The organism is Micromonospora sp. NPDC020750, assembly GCF_044334565.1.
Lineage (GTDB): Bacteria > Actinomycetota > Actinomycetes > Mycobacteriales > Micromonosporaceae > Micromonospora.
In genome coordinates this window covers 41,098-57,871 of sequence record NZ_JBIRTH010000009.1, presented here as the reverse complement: position 1 = coordinate 57,871, position 16,774 = coordinate 41,098, and the positions used below count along the sequence as shown (strand labels likewise).

Below are 16,774 nucleotides of genomic sequence, written 5' to 3'. Positions count from 1 at the left end.
TTCACATACTCTAGGAGTGCCGTGACACGCCGCCTCTTCACGTCCGAATCGGTCACGGAAGGCCACCCGGACAAGATCGCCGACCAGATCAGTGACGGCATTCTCGACGCACTGCTCACCCAGGACGCGCACAGTCGGGTGGCCGTCGAGACCCTGATCACCACCGGCCAGGTGCACGTGGCCGGCGAGGTGACGACCAAGGCATACGCCGACATCCCCACGATCGTCCGGGAGACGATCCTCGAAATCGGCTACGACTCCTCGAAGAAGGGCTTCGACGGGGCATCCTGCGGCGTCAGCGTGTCCATCGGGGCCCAGTCCCCGGACATCGCGCAGGGCGTGGACAACGCGATGGAGCTGCGCACCGGCTCGTCGGAGAGCGCCCTGGACGCCCAGGGCGCCGGCGACCAGGGCATGATGTTCGGCTTCGCCTGCTCGGAGACGCCCGAGCTGATGCCGCTGCCGATCGCCCTGGCGCACCGGCTGGCCCGCCGGCTGACCGCGGTGCGCAAGGACGGCACGATCCCGTACCTGCGGCCGGACGGCAAGACCCAGGTCACCATCGAGTACGAGGGGCTGCGCCCGGTCCGGCTCAACACGGTCGTCGTGTCCAGCCAGCACGCGGCCGACATCTCGCTGGACTCCCTGCTCACCCCGGACGTGCGCGACCACGTCATCGCCCCGGAGCTGGACGGCCTCGGCCTCGACACCGACGGCTACCGGCTGCTGGTCAACCCGACCGGGCGGTTCGAGATCGGCGGCCCGATGGGTGACGCCGGCCTGACCGGTCGGAAGATCATCGTCGACACGTACGGCGGGTACGCCCGGCACGGTGGCGGCGCGTTCTCCGGCAAGGACCCGTCCAAGGTGGACCGCTCGGCGGCGTACGCGATGCGTTGGGTGGCCAAGAACGTGGTGGCCGCCGGCCTCGCCGAGCGCTGCGAGGCGCAGGTCGCGTACGCGATCGGCAAGGCCCACCCGGTGAGCCTGTTCATCGAGACGTTCGGCACCGAGACGGTGGCGGTCGCCTCGATCGAGAAGGCCGTGTCCGAGGTCTTCGACCTGCGCCCGGCCGCCATCATCCGGGACCTGAACCTGCTCCGCCCGATCTACCGGCAGACCGCGGCGTACGGCCACTTCGGCCGGGAACTGCCCGACCTGACCTGGGAGAGCACCGACCGGGCCGCCGACCTCAAGTCGGCCGCGGGAGCCTGACCGGCACCAGGCGCAGCGACCGGCGACCCGCGGACGGGTCGCCGGTCGCTCGTGTCTGCGTGGACGTCCCGCTGGCCCACCTCGACCGCCCCTTCGACTACCTGGTCCCCGCCGAGCTGGACGAGGCCGCGGCCCCCGGGACGCGGGTGAAGGTGCGCTTCGCCGGTCAGCTCGTCGACGGCTGGCTGCTCGAGCGGGCCGACGACTCCGGGCACACCGGCAAGCTCGCGTACCTGGAGAAGGTCGTCTCGTCGGAGCCCGTGCTGGCCCCCGAGGTCGCCGGGCTGGCCCGGGCCGTCGCCGACCGGTACGCCGGCAGCCTCGCCGACGTGCTCCGGCTGGCCGTGCCGCCCCGGCACGCCCGGGTGGAGAAGGAGCCGCACACCCCGCCCGAGCCCCCGGCCCCGCTGGCCTCCCCCGAGGCGGACGGCTGGCGGGCGTACCCGGCCGGGCCGGCGTTCCTGCGCGCCCTGACCGAGGGCCGGCCCGTCCGCGCGGTCTGGTCCGCCCTGCCCGGGGAGGACTGGCCCGCCCGGTACGCCGAGGCGGTCGCCGCCACCGTGGCCGGCGGCCGGGGCGCCGTCGTCGTGGTTCCCGACGCCCGGGACCTCGACCGCCTTGACGCGGCGCTGACCGTCGCACTGGGTGAGGGTCGGCACGTCACCCTGGCCGCCGCCGCCGGCCCGGCCCGGCGCTACCGCGCGTTCCTGGCGGCCCGGCGCGGGGACGTACCCGTCGTGATCGGCACCCGGGCGGCCATGTTCGCCCCGGTGGCCCGGCTCGGCCTGGTCGCCATCATCGACGACGGCGACGACCTGCACGCCGAGCCGCGCGCGCCCTACCCGCACGCCCGCGATGTGCTGCTCACCCGCGCCCAGCTCGCCGACGCGGCGGCCCTGGTCGGCGGGTACGCGCGCAGCGCCGAGGCGCAACTGCTGGTGGAGACCGGCTGGGCCCGGGAGGTGGTCGCCGACCGGGCCACCGTGCGGGCGCGTACTCCCGCCGTCGCGCCGACCGGCGACGACCCGCAACTGGCCCGCGACCCCGGCGCGGCCACGGCCCGGCTGCCCAGCCTGGCCTGGACCGCCGCCCGCGACGCGGTCCGCGCCGACGCGCCGGTGCTGGTCCAGGTGCCCCGCCGTGGCTACCTGCCCTCGATCTCCTGCGCCGAGTGCCGGACCCCGGCCCGCTGCCCGCACTGCGCCGGGCCGCTCGCCCTGCCGTCGGCCGACGGCCCGCCCACGTGCCGCTGGTGCGGTCGGATCGCCGCCGCATATGCCTGCCCGGAGTGTGGGGGGCGGCGGCTGCGGGCCTCCGTCACCGGCGCCCGACGCACCGCCGAGGAGCTGGGCCGGGCCTTCCCCGGCGTGCCGGTACGCACCTCCGGCCGGGAGGAGGTGCTCACCACCGTGCCCGGCGGAGCCGGCCTGGTGGTGGCCACCCCCGGCGCCGAGCCGGTCGCCGAGGGCGGCTACGGCGCGGTCCTGCTGCTCGACTCGTGGGCCCTGCTCACCCGGGCCGACCTGCGAGCCGGCGAGGAGGCGCTGCGCCGCTGGCTGGCCGCCGCCGCGCTGGCCCGCCCCGCCGGGGCCGGGGGCCGGGTGGTGGTGGTCGCCGACGGCGCCCTCGCCCCGGTGCAGGCGCTGCTGCGCTGGGACGCCGCCTGGTTCGCCGCCCGGGAACTGGCCGAGCGCCGTGAGCTGGGCTTCCCCCCGGCGGTGCGGATGGCCAGCGTCACCGGCTCGGCCGACGCGGTGGCCGACCTGCTGGCCGAGGCCCGGCTGCCCGAGGAGGCCGAGCTGCTCGGTCCGGTTCCCGCCGACGGCGACCGGGAGCGGATGCTGGTCCGGGTGCCCCGGGCCCGGGCGGCGGCCCTGGCCGGGGCGCTGCACTCGGCCGCCGGGGTCCGCGCCGCCCGCAAGGCGGCCGACCCGGTGCGTCTCCAGGTCGACCCGCTGACCATGTTCTGAGTGAGCGCCCTCTGAGTGAGCGTCGCCGCGCGGGCCGGCACGGATCGCACCCCGCCCAGGGCCGGCGGCCGGTTCCGAGCGCCGTCACCGTCCGTGCTGGCGCCTGCGTGATAGCATCGCCCGTCATGCCTGGGCGCACGGATCGCGCGACGATGGCGGGAGCGCGTCGGTAGGACGCCATGTCGATGATGTCAATCAGCCGGTGATCAGGGGTGGACCAGTCGTGACCGTTCGTCAATCGATCGTCTTCAACGGTGACCTCGGCAGCGGCAAAAGCACCGTCTCCGTCGAGATCGCCAAGCGGCTGGAGCTGCGCCGGGTGAGCGTCGGCGACCTCTACCGCCAGATGGCGCAGGAGCGGGACATGACCGCGCTCCAGCTCAACCTGCACGCCGAGCTGGACCAGGCCGTCGACGGCTACGTCGACCAGCTCCAGCAGGACATCGCCGCCTCCGGCGAGAGCCTGGTGATGGACTCCCGGCTGGCCTGGCACTTCTTCACCGACGCGCTCAAGGTGCACATGATCACCGAGCCGACCGAGGCCGCCCGCCGGGTGCTGGCCCGCCCCTCCGGCCCGGCCGAGAGCTACGCCTCCCTGGAGGAGGCGAAGACCAAGCTGCGCGAGCGCAGCGAGAGCGAGCGGGGCCGGTTCGTCGTCCGCTACGGCGTGGACAAGGCCCGGCTGCGCAACTACGACCTGATCTGCGACTCCACCCGGGCCAACCCGGAGCAGGTGATCAACCACATCATCGACGTGTACGAGGGTCGGATCGGTGCCGACGTGCTCCGCGACGCCCCCCCGCTGCTGCTGCTCGACCCGGCCCGGGTCTACCCGACGGAGGACATCGGCACGCTGCGCGGGCTGTGGGACGCCGGGTTCGTCGGTGAGGTCGCCGACGGCGGCGACGAGGCGCTGGAGCCGCTGACCATCGGCTTCACCGGGGAGTACTTCTTCGTCGTCGACGGCCACCGCCGGCTCAGCGCCGCCCTGCAGAACGGGTTCCCGCTGGTCCCCGCGCGGCTGGTCGCCGAGGTGGAGGAGCCGGTGGTCGGCGGGATGAGCGCGGTGGACTACTTCACCGCCCAGGTCCGCCCCGGCATCGTGTACGACTGGGAGGCGGCCCACAAGATCCAGCTCCCGCTTCCGGAGCACTGCCTGCGCGCCGGGGAGACCGTGCTCGCGGGCGACCCGGCCCCGGGTGCCTGAGGGCCGGTCCCGCGAGCCGGCGTGCGAGCGCCGGGCCCGGCTGACCCCGCGTGGCTACGCCACCCCGCCAGTCACCCTGCGCGACGAGTCCCCGGCCACCGATCGCGGTACGCCGGCCGGCGTCACCGAGCGCACTCCGTAGACTGGTACGGCACGACCGTCGTCCGACCGAAGGAGCACCCCCGAGTGACCGTCCAGCCCATCCGTCTGTTCGGGGACCCGGTGCTGCGCACACCGGCCGATCCGGTGGTCGACTTCGACGCCGAGCTGCGCAAGCTCGTCGCCGACCTGACCGACACGATGCGTGAGCAGAACGGCGCCGGCCTGGCCGCGCCGCAGCTCGGCGTGGGCCTGCGGGTGTTCGCCTTCGACGTCGACGACGTGCTCGGCCACCTGGTCAACCCGGTGCTGGAGTTTCCCGACGCCGAGGAGCAGGACGGCCCGGAGGGCTGCCTGTCCATCCCCGGGCTCTACTTCGACACCAAGCGCCGGCAGAACGTGATCGCCAAGGGCTTCAACGGCTACGGCGACCCGGTGCAGTTCGTCGGCACCGGCCTGATGGCCCGCTGCGTCCAGCACGAGACCGACCACCTCGACGGCGTGCTCTTCGTCGACCGGCTGGACCCGGACGGCCGCAAGGAGGCGATGAAGGCGATCCGCCAGGCGGACTGGTACGACCCGACCACCCCGCCGACGGTCAAGCTCAACCCGCACGCCGTCGGCAGCCCCTTCGGTCTGGGCCGGTGACGCCGGTGCGCCTCGTCTTCGCCGGCACCCCGGCCGTCGCCGTCCCCGCCCTGGCCGCCGTCGCGGCCTCCAACCACGAGCTGGTCGCCGTAGTCACCCGTCCCGACGCCCCCGCAGGCCGGGGCCGGGGCCTGGTCCGCTCGCCCGTCGGCACGTGGGCCGACGAGCACGGCGTCGAGGTGCTCACCCCGGCCCGCCCGCGCGAGCCGGAGTTCCTCGACCGGCTGCGCGAGCTGGCCCCCGACTGCGTCCCGGTGGTCGCCTACGGCGCGCTGGTGCCCCCGGCCGCGCTGGAGATCCCCCGGCACGGCTGGATCAACCTGCACTTCTCGCTGCTGCCCGCGTGGCGTGGCGCGGCTCCGGTCCAGCACGCCGTGCTGCACGGCGACGAGCTGACCGGCGCGAGCGTCTTCGAGCTGGAGGAAGGGCTGGACACCGGCCCGGTCTACGGCACCCTCACCGACGAGATCCGCCCCACCGACACCTCCGGTGACCTGCTGGAGCGGCTCGCCCACTCCGGCGCCGGCCTGCTGGTGGCCGTCCTCGACGCGATCGCGGCAGGCACCGGCCGGGCCGAGCCTCAGCCGGCCGACGGGGTGTCGCTCGCGCCGAAGCTGACCGTCGAGGACGCCCGGGTGCGCTGGGGCGACCCCGCGTTCGCGGTGGACCGGCGGGTTCGCGCATGTACCCCGGCTCCCGGCCCGTGGACCACGTTCCGGGGCGAGCGGGTCAAGCTCGGCCCGGTCGTCCCGGTGCCGGATGGCCCCGAGCTGAAGCCGGGCGAGCTGTTGGTGGAGAAGTCCCGGGTGCTGGCCGGCACGGGCACCGTTCCGGTGGCCCTCGGCGAGGTACGGGCGGCCGGCAAGAAGGCCATGCCGGCGAGCGACTGGGCGCGCGGCGTCCGGGTCTCCGGCGGGGAGGAGCTCGCATGACCGGGCCGACGGAACGGCCCGCGCGCCGGTACGACGAGCAGCGCGACCCGCGCCCCGACCGGCGTCCCGAGCGGTCGTCGGGCGGCCCGCGGGGCGACCGGCCCGGCTATGGTGACCGGCCCGGCTATGGCGACCGGTCGGCCCGGGGCGGTCGGGGCGGCGCGGACCGGCAGGACGGCCGGCGGCCGGTGCGGCCCGCCGTGGACCTGCCCCGGCACGTCGCATACCAGGCCGTCGCGGCGGTGCACCGGGACGACGCGTACGCCAACCTGGTGCTGCCGGCGATGCTGCGCGAGGAGGGGCTGACCGGCCGGGACGCCGCCTTCGCCACCGAGCTGACCTACGGCTCGCTGCGGCACACCGGCACCCTCGACGCGATCCTCACCGACGCCGCCGGCCGGGACGTGTCCCGGATCGACCCGCCGGTGCGCGACGCGTTGCGGCTGGGCGCGTACCAGCTCCTGCACACCCGGGTGCCGGCGCACGCGGCGGTCTCCTCGACGGTCGACCTGGTCCGCACGGTCGCCGTCAGCGCCACCGGCTTCGCCAACGCGGTGCTGCGCGAGGTGGCCAGCCGGGACGCCGACGCCTGGGTGGCGAAGCTCGCCCCGGCGTTCGAGACCGACCCGATCGGGCACCTGGCCCTGGCCTACAGCCACCCGCAGTGGATCGTGCGGTCGTTCGCCGAGGCGCTCGACGGCGACCTGGGCGAGACCACCCGCCTGCTGATCGAGAACAACGAGCGCCCGCCGGTGCACCTGTGCGCCCGGCCGGGCCGGGCCGATCCGGTCGAGCTGGCCGACGAGGCCGGGGGCGCCCCCGGGGCGTTCTCCCCGTACGCGGTCTACCTCGGCGGCGGTGCCCCCGGCGACCTGCCGGCGGTGGTCGAGGGCCGGGCGCACGTCCAGGACGAGGGCTCCCAGCTGGTGGCCACCGCCCTGGCGGTCGCCCCGTTGGACGGCTCGGACAGCCACTGGCTGGACCTGTGCGCCGGGCCCGGTGGGAAGGCCGCGCTGCTCGGGGCGCTCGCCGCCCAGCGCGGTGCCCGGCTGACCGCCGTCGAGGTCACCGAGCACCGGGCCCGGCTGGTCACCCAGGCCACCCGGGGGCTGCCGGTCGATGTGCTGCACACCGACGGGCGCACCGTCGGCGCCGACCCGGAGCTGCCGGAGGGGCACTTCGACCGGGTGCTGGTCGACGCGCCGTGCACCGGGCTGGGCGCGTTGCGCCGCCGGCCGGAGGCCCGCTGGCGCAAGCAGCCGTCGGACCTGCCACCGCTGACCCGGTTGCAGCGGGAGCTGTTGGTGGCGGCGCTGCGGGCGGTCCGCCCGGGCGGCCTGGTGGCCTACGTGACCTGCTCCCCGCACACGGTGGAGACGCACGTGACGGTGACCGAGGCGGCCCGGCGTGCGGGGGTGCCGGCGGACTTCGTCGACGCCCGACCGCTGCTGCCGGCCGGGATGCCGGGGTTGGGCGACGGGCCGTCGGTGCAGTTGTGGCCGCACCGGCACGGCACCGACGCCATGTTCCTCGCCGTGCTGCGCCGGGGCTGAGCGACACGTAGAAGGAGGGGGCGGCCGGATCGGCCGCCCCCTCCTTCTACGTCAGCTCCCCGCCGCCCCGGCGGGTCGGGTCACTGGACCGGCAGGACCTTGGCCCCGGCGCCCTTCGCCGAGCGGGTGAGGTTGCGGTCGACCCAGAGGAAGCACTGCACCCCCCGGTTGCCGTCCTTCCACTCGTCCTCGCTGGGGTGGTAGAAGATCGTCCCCGCCCGGTACTGCAGGTCGCTGTTGTCGGGGACCTTGGCGTACGAGGCGAGCAGGGACCGGCACCCCCGGTGGATGCGCAGCCGGTTCTTGTCGAGCTGGCTGTAGGCGATGTCCGGTGCCCGGTAGACCCCGACGAACTCGACCCGGTGCTTGCTGGTGCACGGGGTGGGGGCCATCGACTTGACGTCGTCCTTGACGATCTTCGGGTTGAAACAGCCGTGGACCAGGGTGGAGCTCCCGGTCAGCGCGCCCTTGAGGCTGCCGCTGCGGGACACGGCGCTGGAGTCGTCGACGCTCTCCACCTCGTTGAGGTCGCAGCGGAACCACCGCGCCCCGCCCTCCCACGCCTGCCGGGACGGGAGGACCGTGGACAGGAACAGTCGGCCCGCGCGCCAGTCGGCGCCGACGGCCTTGTTGACCTCCCGGTCGCACTCGGCGCGGATGGCCTTCATTCCGGTCGACCCGGCGGTCGGGGGAGTACTCAGCTCGGCGGCCGGGCCGGTCAGCGTGCCGACGTGGAAGGTCTCCACCCGGTGGGTCGTGCCGCAGTCCACCGGGTTGTAGCCGCTGAGGTAGCCGACGTCGGAGAACGTGGTGTGGCAGGTCCCGGTGGCCGGCACGAACTGCGTCGGCGCGGCCATCGCCCGCCAGTCGTCGGCGAGGTCACCGTCCACCCCGGCCGGTGTGCCGCAGCCGGCCAACGCCACCGCCGCGCCCGCACCCACGGCGACCGCCGTCCACCATCGCCGCATCCGCCCGACCTCCCCGTCGCCGGTGGTCGCGGATCACCGGCCTCTGTCGCCGACCGCGCCACGGTGCGGGAGCATACGGCACCGGCGCTCGTCCCGCATGGACTCTCGCGGCGTTCCGGTCGATCGGCCGGCGGGGATGTCCGGCCGCCCGGGATCTTCCGCCCGGTGCGGGGGAATGCGCACCAGCCGTCACGACCGGGTCGCAGAGTGTCCCGCATGGTGCCGCGCTGCGGGCGGCGGACGACCGCATTCGTACACTGGCCCGGTGACCGTACCGCCGCTGATCGTCGCGCCCAGCATCCTCGCCGCCGATTTCGCCCGTCTGGCCGAGGAGGTCCGCGCCGTCGAGGGCGCCGCGGACTGGCTGCACGTCGATGTCATGGACAACCACTTCGTGCCGAACCTGACCATCGGGCTGCCCGTGGTGCAGAGCCTGCGGGCGGCGACCGAGCTGCCGTTCGACGTGCACCTGATGATCACCGATCCGCACCGCTGGGCTCCCGGGTACGCCGACGCGGGGGCGTACAACGTCACGTTCCACGCCGAGGCGTGCGACAACCCGGTGGCGCTGGCGAAGGACCTGCGGGCCGCCGGGGCGAAGGCCGGGCTGGCCATCGACCGGGACACCCCGATCGAGCCGTACCTGGAGCTGCTGCCCAGCTTCGACACGCTGCTGATCATGACGATCAAGGCCGGCTTCGGCGGGCAGCGGTTCGTCCCGGAGCTGCTGGACAAGGTGCGGGCCGCCCGGCGGCACGTCGACGCGGGCCACCTGGAGCTGCGCATCGAGGTCGACGGCGGGATCGCCGCGGACACCATCGAACAGGCCGCCGCAGCCGGGGCGGACGCCTTCGTCGCCGGCACTGCGGTCTACGGCGCCGACGACCCCGCCGAGGCGGTCCGCCGCCTGCGGGGCCTGGCGGAGCGCGCGGTCACCGGGGTCTGAAGTGGAGCCGGCCGAGGAACGACCCGACGTCATCCTCGTCGTCGACGACGACGCCGACATCGCCCGGTTCGTCGAGTTCAACCTACGGCTGCACGGCTTCGAGGTGATCCACGCCGGCGACGGCCAGGAGGCGCTCGAGGTGATCGAGCGGCAGCGGCCGGACCTGGCGGTGGTCGACCTGATGATGCCGCGCATCGACGGGCTGGAGCTGACCCGGCGGCTGCGCGCCGACCCGATGACCTCCGCCCTTCCGGTGATCATGCTGACCGCCAAGGGGATGACCGTGGACAAGGTCCACGGGCTCAGCGCCGGCGCGGACGACTACCTGGTCAAGCCCTTCGACACCGCCGAACTGGTGGCCCGGGTCAGCTCCACCCTGCGGCGCAACAAGGAGTTCCGCGAGGTCTCCCCGCTGACCGGCCTGCCCGGCAACTCCCGGATCCGCCGGGAGATCACCGACCGGGTGCGCAGCGGCGTCGACTACGCGGTCGGCTACGTCGACATCGACCGGTTCAAGAGCGTCAACGACCGGTACGGCTTCGTCCGGGGCGACGAGTTCATCTCCGCGTTGGCCCGCAGCCTGCACCGGGCGGTCGTCGCGATCGGGCTGCCACCGGCCTTCCTCGGCCACGTCGGCGGCGACGACTTCGTCATCGTCTGCGCCCCCGAGCAGGTCCGGCCGCTGACCTCCCGGGCGGTCGTGGACTTCGAGACCGCCGCCGACCGGCTCTACGACCCGTCCGACGCCGAGCGCGGCTACGTCGAGCTGAAGGACCGCCGGGGCAACATCCGGCGCGCGGCGCTGGTCACCCTGTCGATCGGGGTGTCCGTGTCCGACGGCGGCAAACGGCTCATCAATCCGCTGGAGGCGATCGCGGCCGCCTCCGAGATGAAGTCCGTGGCCAAGAGCCAGCCGGGTTCGTACGTGGCGGTCGACCGGCGACGCAGTCTTTCTTGAATATTGCCTACCTGTGTGAGGTAGCTCCCCGAGGGCAGACGCGTGGCGCGTGTCGTGCCACACTTCTGAGGTACCCACCACGCGCTGGCGGGACTCGGTGTAATTCCGAACCGGCGGTGATCCACGGTGCGACCGTGGTAAGCCCGCGACCCGGACGGCGACTGCCGCCCGGTGGACCTGGTGAGATTCCGGGGCCGACGGTTGGGGGCGGGCAAGCCCACCCCCAGAAAGTCCGGATGGGAGACAGCGCGCGGGACGGGGCGGGCCCTGCCGGCCGCTGACCTCAGCGCTGTCCGGGCTTCCCCGGGGTCGGCTTCGCCGTCCCCGGAATCCGCCGCCGCCTGCCCGTGCCCTCCCGACCCGCCCGCGCGCGGACCGGCGAGCGAGAGGGCAGGGGCGATGGACAGCGGCTCCGTGGACGAGGCGATGCGTCGGGCGATCGCGCTCGCGGCCCGCGGGCTCGGCACCGCCAGCCCCAACCCGGTGGTCGGCTGCGTGCTGCTCGATCCGGACGGCGAGGTCGTCGGGGAGGGATTCCACGCGTACGCGGGCGGACCGCACGCCGAGATCGTCGCGCTCGCCCAGGCCGGCCGGCGGGCCCGGGGCGGTACCGCCGTGGTCACCCTGGAGCCCTGCGACCACACCGGCCGCACCGGCCCGTGCAGCCGCGCCCTGATCGTCGCAGGCGTCTCCCGGGTGGTCGTCGCCGTGCCCGACCCCGACCCGGTGGCGGCCGGCGGCGCCGCCACCCTGCACGCTGCCGGCGTACGGGTCGAGTTCGGGGTGCGCGCCGCCGAGGCCGAGGCGGGGAACGTCGCCTGGCTCACCTCCGTGCGCCGGGGCTGGCCGTACGTGGTGTGGAAGTTCGCCGCCACCCTCGACGGGCGCTCCGCCGCCGTCGACGGCACCAGCATGTGGATCACCTCGGAGGAGGCCCGGGCCGACGTGCACGCGCTGCGCGGCACGGCCGATGCGGTGATCGCCGGGGTCGGCACCGTCCTGGCCGACGACCCCCGGCTCACCGTGCGCAACCTGCGCGACGGCACCCTGGCCATCCGGCAGCCGCTGCGGGTGGTGGTGGACAGCCTCGGGCGTACCCCCGCCGGGGCCCGGGTCCGCGACGGCGCCGCCCAGACGTGGATCGCCACCGCCGGGCAGGTCGGCGCCGGCCCGGACGGCCGGGTCGACCTGCCGGCGCTGCTGGCGGAGCTGCACCGCCGGGGGGTGCGGGCCGTGCTGCTGGAGGGCGGCCCCAGCCTGGCCGGCGCGTTCCTCTCCGCCGGCCTGGTCGACCGGGTCGTCGGGTACGTCGCGCCGAGGCTGCTCGGCGCCGGGCCGACGGCGCTGGCCGACGCCGGGGTGACGACCATCGCCGACGCCATCGACCTGGAGATCACTGACGTTACGCAGATCGGTCCCGACCTGCGGATCACCGCGCTGCCCCGGAAGAGGGAGGGCTGACATGTTCACCGGCATCGTCGAGGAGCTGGGCGAGGTCGTCGCAGTGACCGAGACCGGGGGCGACTCGGCGCTGGTCGCCGTTCGCGGCCCGCTGGTCACCGCCGACGCGAGGCACGGCGACTCCATCGCGGTCAACGGAGTCTGTCTCACCGTGGTCGACGTCGACGCCGGCGTCTTCACCGCCGACGTGATGGGGGAGACGCTGCGCCGCTCCGCCCTCGGCGGGCTGGGGCCCGGCGCGCCGGTCAACCTGGAACGCGCCGCCGCGCTGAACAGCCGGCTCGGCGGGCACATCGTGCAGGGCCACGTCGACGGGGTAGGCGAGGTGCTGTCCCGGGAGCCGGCCGAGCAGTGGGAGACGGTCCGCTTCCGCCTCCCCTCCGCCCTCGCCCGGTACGTGGTCGAGAAGGGCTCGATCACCGTCGACGGGGTGTCGCTGACGGTGGCCGACGTCGGGCCGGACTGGTTCGCCGTAGGGCTGATCCCCACCACCCTCAAGCTGACCACCCTCGGCGCCCGCGCCGTCGGCGACCCGGTCAATCTGGAGGTGGACGTGCTGGCCAAGTACGTCGAGCGGCTGCTCGGCGACCGGGCCGCCGGTGGGGACCAGCGGTGACGGAGCCGCTCGGCTGGCTGCTCGACGCCCAGCTGCACGTCGCCGGCTCGCCGGTGCTGGTGCGGGAGATCGTCGGCAACGTCTTCGGCCTGGCCTCGGCGCTGCTCGGCATGCGCCGCGTGGTCTGGGCCTGGCCGGTCGGCATGATCGGCAACGCGTTGCTGCTGACCGTGTTCCTCGGCGGGGTGTTCGTCACCCCGCAGGCGCACGACCTCTACGGCCAGGCCGGCCGGCAGGTGTTCTTCTTCGCCGTCAGCCTCTACGGCTGGTGGCGCTGGTCGCGCAACCGCCGCCTAGGCGCCGACGGCGACCACGCCGCGGTCGTGCCGCGCCGGGCCACCGGCCGGGAACGGCTCGGTCTGCTGGTGGCCGCGGCCGTCGGCACCGCCGTCGCGTACCCGGTGCTGGCGGCGCTCGGCTCCTGGGGGCCGCTGCCCGACGCCTGGATCCTCACCGGCAGCCTGCTGGCCACCTACGGCATGGCCCGCGGCTGGGTGGACTTCTGGCTGATCTGGATCGCGGTGGACGTGGTCGGCGTGCCGCTGCTGCTGCGCGGCGGGTTCTACCCGTCCGCCGTCATGTACCTCGTCTACGGGGCCTTCTGCGCCTGGGGCTTCGCCGCCTGGTGGCGCGCCTCACGCGCCGTCCGCCCGGCCCGCGTCCCGCTCCCGCCCAGCTACTCGGAGGCCGTCGCATGAGCACTTTCGCCAGCATCGAGCAGGCGGTGGCGGACATCGCCGCCGGCCGGCCCGTCGTCGTGGTCGACGACGCGGACCGGGAGAACGAGGGCGACCTGATCTTCGCGGCCGAACTGGCCACCCCGGAGCTGGTCGCGTTCATGGTCCGCTACACCTCGGGCTACATCTGCGTGCCGCTGACCGAGGGCGAGTGCGACCGGCTGGACCTGCCGCCGATGCACCACACCAACCAGGACCGGCGGGGCACCGCGTACACCGTGACCGTGGACGCCCGGGAGGGCATCAGCACGGGCATCTCGGCGGCCGACCGGGCGCACACCATCCGGCTGCTCGCCGACGCGTCCACCGACCCGACCGACCTGGCCCGGCCCGGGCATGTGGTGCCGCTGCGGGCCCGCGAGGGCGGGGTGCTGCGCCGGGCCGGGCACACCGAGGCGGCGATCGACCTGACCCGGCTGGCCGGGCTGCGTCCCGCCGGTGTGCTCTGTGAGCTGGTCAACGACGACGGCACCATGATGCGGGTGCCCGACCTGGAGAAGTTCTGCGCCGAGCACGGCCTGACCCTGGTGACGATCGCCGACCTGGTGGCCCACCGGCGGCGCACCGAGAAGCAGGTGGAGCAGATGGCGGCGGCCCGGATGCCCACCCCGCACGGGGTGTTCCGGGCGCTGGGTTACCGCGCCGAGCACGACCCGGCCGAGCACATCGCTCTCGTCTTCGGGGAGCTCGGCGACGGGCAGGACGTGCTGGTCCGGGTGCACTCGGAGTGCCTCACCGGCGACGTGTTCGGCTCGCTGCGCTGCGACTGCGGCCCGCAGTTGCAGGCCGCGCTGGCCCGGGTCGCCCGGGAGGGCCGCGGGGTGGTGCTCTACGTGCGCGGGCACGAGGGGCGCGGGATCGGGCTGCTGCACAAGCTCCAGGCGTACCAGTTGCAGGACCTGGGCCGGGACACCGTGGACGCGAACCTCGACCTGGGGCTGCCGGCGGACGCCCGGGACTACGGCACGGGCGCGCAGATCCTCTACGACCTGGGCGTGCGCTCGATGCGGCTGCTGACCAACAACCCGGCCAAGCGGGCCGGGCTGGAGGGGTACGGCCTGACCGTCACCGGCCGGGAGGGACTGCCGGTGCAGCCGCAACCGGAGAACGTCCGCTACCTGCGCACGAAGCGCGACCGGATGGGCCACCTGTTGGACGAGTTGGACGAGGTGACCGAGGCCCCGATGGGCCGCCCGGTCACCGACGACGAGATCGGAGCGTAGCGATGGCGGGATTCGGTGAGCCCGGGGTGACGGCGGTGGACGCCGCCGGGATGACGGTCGGGATCGTCGCCGCGCGCTGGCACGGTGAGCTGACCGACCACATGGCCGACCGGGCGGTGGCCGCCGCCGAGGCGTGCGGCGCGCGCGCCGTGGTGGCCCGCGTCGCCGGGTCGGTGGAGCTGCCGGTGGTCGCCCAGGCGATGGCCCGCCGCTTCGACGTGGTGGTCGCCCTCGGCGTGGTGGTGCGCGGCGCCACCGCCCACTTCGACTACGTCTGCCGCTCGGTCACCGACGGGCTGACCCGGGTCGCCCTCGACGAGGGCAAGCCGGTCGCGCACGGGGTGCTCACGGTGGACAGCCTCGAGCAGGCCCGGGACCGGGCCGGGCTGCCCGGCTCGGCGGAGGACAAGGGCTGGTCGGCCACGGTGGCCGCGCTGGACGCCGCGCTGGCCGTGCGCGGCCTGGACGCCGCCGCCGGGCACCGGGTCGGCTTCGGCCGCTGACCCGTCCCGCCGGTCCACCGCCCCGTCGTTGACCGGTCCCGGTCCCGGAGCCGACCGGCGCGGAACCCGGCCCGGAGGTGGCCGGTGTGGAGGGCGCCCCGGCGCTCGCCGATGCGGAGTGCGGCACGTACGGCGGCGGCCGGCTCGGGGAGTCACACCCGAAGGAGCCGGTCTCTCCGGCACGTGGACCTACGAGCGCAGACACCTACGTCACGTTGAGACCTACACCGAGTTCGGCGAACCCAACATCACCACTCGGCAAATCTCCGGGGGTCTCTACGTGCGGCGGTGGACATCACGTGTAGAGGACCAGGTGCCAGTGCGGGTTGTGGCTGGCGGAATAGGTGCACGAATAGTCGGAGTAACGCGAGCCCGGCCGGTCGACTGCATTGCTGCCGGCCTGGTAGCAGGCGGTGCTGGAGGTGAACCACCCGCCGTTCACCGGGGCGGCGCTTGCGGGGGTCGCCGTCATCAGCGACACGGTGCCAGCGACAACCGCACTGAAAATGCCCAGACGTGTGCCTAATTTCCCAATCTCGGTCACGACATTCCTTTCCTCCGTCGGTTCCGAGACCGCGCCCGTGTACCGAATGCGCACGGTTCCGGAATCAGTATCGATCCTCATATATACACGGGTGCATGGGGGTGCACAAGAGAAGCGGTGCGGCCGCGGGTGGAGTGAGGTGATCTCAACAGCTATCCGGGCTCAGTTCGGGATGACACGGGCAACGCGTCCATAACGGATGGCGCAAAGGCGGGGCGTGGGCCCCCGGCAGACAGGTTCCTGCGACGGAATCTGATCTGCCAGGAAGGACCCCACGTGATTGCCTATCGGGCCATCCTGGACGTCCCCAGGAGACTCGTACAACACGTGGCGCGGCTGCTACGCGCCGAGCGTCGCGCGGTAGGAACCCGACCGGGTAACCGCGCTGCTGTAGCCGATTGGCTCACCTTACTGCGCTCGGTCCGTTGCCATAGGGCTCTCTTTCAGTCTCAGAGTCGCCCGGCGGCGATGATGCGGTGCAGGAACTGGCGGGTGCGGGGCTCGGTCGGCTCGCCCAGCACCCGTTCCGGTGGCCCGGTTTCGATCACCCGGCCGCCGTCGAGGAAGCACACCTGGTCGGCCACCTCCCGGGCGAAGCCCATCTCGTGGGTGGCCAGCACCATCGTCATCCCGTCGGCCTTCAGGTCGCGGATCAGGGCCAGCACCTCGCCGACCAGCTCCGGGTCCAGCGCCGAGGTGACCTCGTCGAGCAGCATCAGCCGGGGCGAGTTGGCCAGCGCCCGGACGATCGCCACCCGCTGCTGCTGCCCGCCGGAGAGCCGGTCGGGGTAGGCGTCCGCCTTCGCCCCCAGCCCGACCCGGTCGAGTAGTTCCCGGGCCTGGGCCTCGGCCTCGGTGCGGGCCCGCCGGTGCACCCGGACCGGGGCGAGGGTGATGTTGTCCAACACGCTCAGGTGCGGGAACAGGTTGTACGACTGGAAGACCATCCCGATCCGCCGGCGCACCCGGTCGGGGTCGGTGCGGGGGTCGGAGATGTCCTCCCCGTCCAGCTCGATGGTGCCGTCGTCCAGCTCCTCCAGCAGGTTGACGCAGCGCAGCAGGGTCGACTTGCCCGACCCGGACGCCCCGATCAGCGCCACCACCCGGTGCTCGTCGACGGCCAGGTCGAGCCCGTCGAGCACGACGTGTCCGCCGAATGACTTGCGCAGGCCCCGGCAGGTCAGTACGGGCATG

17 protein-coding genes are annotated in these 16,774 nt (G+C 74.1%); 14 read left to right on the top strand and 3 right to left on the bottom strand.

Annotation, left to right across the window (positions count from 1 at the left end; genetic code table 11):
• Nucleotides 1-21 precede the first annotated feature (21 nt).
• The 7 genes from metK to ACH4T9_RS25310 all read left to right on the top strand — a co-directional run bounded on the left by metK (nt 22) and on the right by ACH4T9_RS25310 (nt 7,624).
• Entirely contained in the window at nt 22-1,215 is a 1,194-nt protein-coding gene (gene metK / locus ACH4T9_RS25340; RefSeq protein ID WP_396673845.1) for a methionine adenosyltransferase, read from the top strand.
• 59 nt (nt 1,216-1,274) lie between these two features.
• Nucleotides 1,275-3,185 (top strand): primosomal protein N', encoded by a 1,911-nt coding sequence (locus ACH4T9_RS25335; protein WP_396673844.1) that lies wholly within the window; start codon nt 1,275-1,277, stop codon nt 3,183-3,185.
• Between the two features lie 223 nt (nt 3,186-3,408).
• Entirely contained in the window at nt 3,409-4,392 is a 984-nt protein-coding gene (locus tag ACH4T9_RS25330) for an AAA family ATPase (protein ID WP_396673843.1), read from the top strand.
• Nucleotides 4,385-4,534 (top strand): hypothetical protein, encoded by a 150-nt coding sequence (locus ACH4T9_RS25325; protein WP_396673842.1) that lies wholly within the window; start codon nt 4,385-4,387, stop codon nt 4,532-4,534. Before ACH4T9_RS25330 ends, ACH4T9_RS25325 begins: the two co-directional genes overlap by 8 nt.
• Nucleotides 4,535-4,578: 44 nt before the next feature.
• The gene (gene def, locus ACH4T9_RS25320; protein WP_396673841.1) at nt 4,579-5,139 is read left to right on the top strand and encodes a peptide deformylase; all 561 of its coding nucleotides are present in this window, start codon (nt 4,579-4,581) and stop codon (nt 5,137-5,139) included.
• 5 nt (nt 5,140-5,144) lie between these two features.
• A complete protein-coding gene (gene fmt / locus ACH4T9_RS25315) occupies nt 5,145-6,071 on the top strand; it encodes a methionyl-tRNA formyltransferase (protein ID WP_396674063.1) in 927 nt (308 codons plus the stop codon).
• Complete coding sequence (locus ACH4T9_RS25310; RefSeq protein WP_396673840.1) at nt 6,068-7,624, top strand: RsmB/NOP family class I SAM-dependent RNA methyltransferase; 1,557 nt, start codon at nt 6,068-6,070, stop codon at nt 7,622-7,624. Before fmt ends, ACH4T9_RS25310 begins: the two co-directional genes overlap by 4 nt.
• Nucleotides 7,625-7,704: 80 nt before the next feature.
• Here ACH4T9_RS25310 and ACH4T9_RS25305 read toward each other — a convergent pair whose 3' ends face one another.
• A complete protein-coding gene (locus ACH4T9_RS25305; RefSeq protein WP_396673839.1) occupies nt 7,705-8,592 on the bottom strand; it encodes a septum formation family protein in 888 nt (295 codons plus the stop codon).
• Nucleotides 8,593-8,857: 265 nt separating this feature from the next.
• Here ACH4T9_RS25305 and rpe point away from each other — a divergent pair, with 265 nt between their 5' ends.
• From rpe to ribH, 7 genes are all read left to right on the top strand, one after another.
• Nucleotides 8,858-9,538, top strand: coding sequence for a ribulose-phosphate 3-epimerase (gene rpe / locus ACH4T9_RS25300; RefSeq protein WP_396673838.1), 681 nt, complete (start codon nt 8,858-8,860; stop codon nt 9,536-9,538).
• 1 nt (nt 9,539) lies between these two features.
• A complete protein-coding gene (locus ACH4T9_RS25295; protein WP_387019190.1) occupies nt 9,540-10,496 on the top strand; it encodes a response regulator in 957 nt (318 codons plus the stop codon).
• A gap of 399 nt (nt 10,497-10,895) precedes the next feature.
• A complete protein-coding gene (gene ribD, locus ACH4T9_RS25290; RefSeq protein ID WP_396673837.1) occupies nt 10,896-11,957 on the top strand; it encodes a bifunctional diaminohydroxyphosphoribosylaminopyrimidine deaminase/5-amino-6-(5-phosphoribosylamino)uracil reductase RibD in 1,062 nt (353 codons plus the stop codon).
• A 1-nt stretch (nt 11,958) separates the two neighbouring features.
• The gene (locus ACH4T9_RS25285; protein WP_396673836.1) at nt 11,959-12,573 is read left to right on the top strand and encodes a riboflavin synthase; all 615 of its coding nucleotides are present in this window, start codon (nt 11,959-11,961) and stop codon (nt 12,571-12,573) included.
• On the top strand, nt 12,570-13,271 hold the full coding sequence (gene pnuC, locus ACH4T9_RS25280; protein WP_396673835.1) for a nicotinamide riboside transporter PnuC: 702 nt from the start codon (nt 12,570-12,572) through the stop codon (nt 13,269-13,271). The genes ACH4T9_RS25285 and pnuC overlap by 4 nt, the downstream gene beginning before the upstream one ends.
• Entirely contained in the window at nt 13,268-14,533 is a 1,266-nt protein-coding gene (locus tag ACH4T9_RS25275) for a bifunctional 3,4-dihydroxy-2-butanone-4-phosphate synthase/GTP cyclohydrolase II (RefSeq protein WP_396673834.1), read from the top strand. The genes pnuC and ACH4T9_RS25275 overlap by 4 nt, the downstream gene beginning before the upstream one ends.
• A 2-nt stretch (nt 14,534-14,535) precedes the next feature.
• The gene (gene ribH, locus ACH4T9_RS25270) at nt 14,536-15,036 is read left to right on the top strand and encodes a 6,7-dimethyl-8-ribityllumazine synthase (protein ID WP_396673833.1); all 501 of its coding nucleotides are present in this window, start codon (nt 14,536-14,538) and stop codon (nt 15,034-15,036) included.
• A 295-nt stretch (nt 15,037-15,331) separates the two neighbouring features.
• Here ribH and ACH4T9_RS25265 read toward each other — a convergent pair whose 3' ends face one another.
• Together ACH4T9_RS25265 and ACH4T9_RS25260 are read right to left on the bottom strand one after the other, a co-directional pair.
• Nucleotides 15,332-15,508 carry a hypothetical protein gene (locus ACH4T9_RS25265; protein WP_396673832.1) on the bottom strand — a complete coding sequence of 59 codons (177 nt, stop codon included), beginning with the start codon at nt 15,506-15,508 and terminating at the stop codon, nt 15,332-15,334.
• 521 nt (nt 15,509-16,029) lie between these two features.
• On the bottom strand, nt 16,030-16,773 hold the full coding sequence (locus ACH4T9_RS25260) for an amino acid ABC transporter ATP-binding protein (RefSeq protein WP_396673831.1): 744 nt from the start codon (nt 16,771-16,773) through the stop codon (nt 16,030-16,032).
• Nucleotide 16,774: the final 1 nt, after the last annotated feature.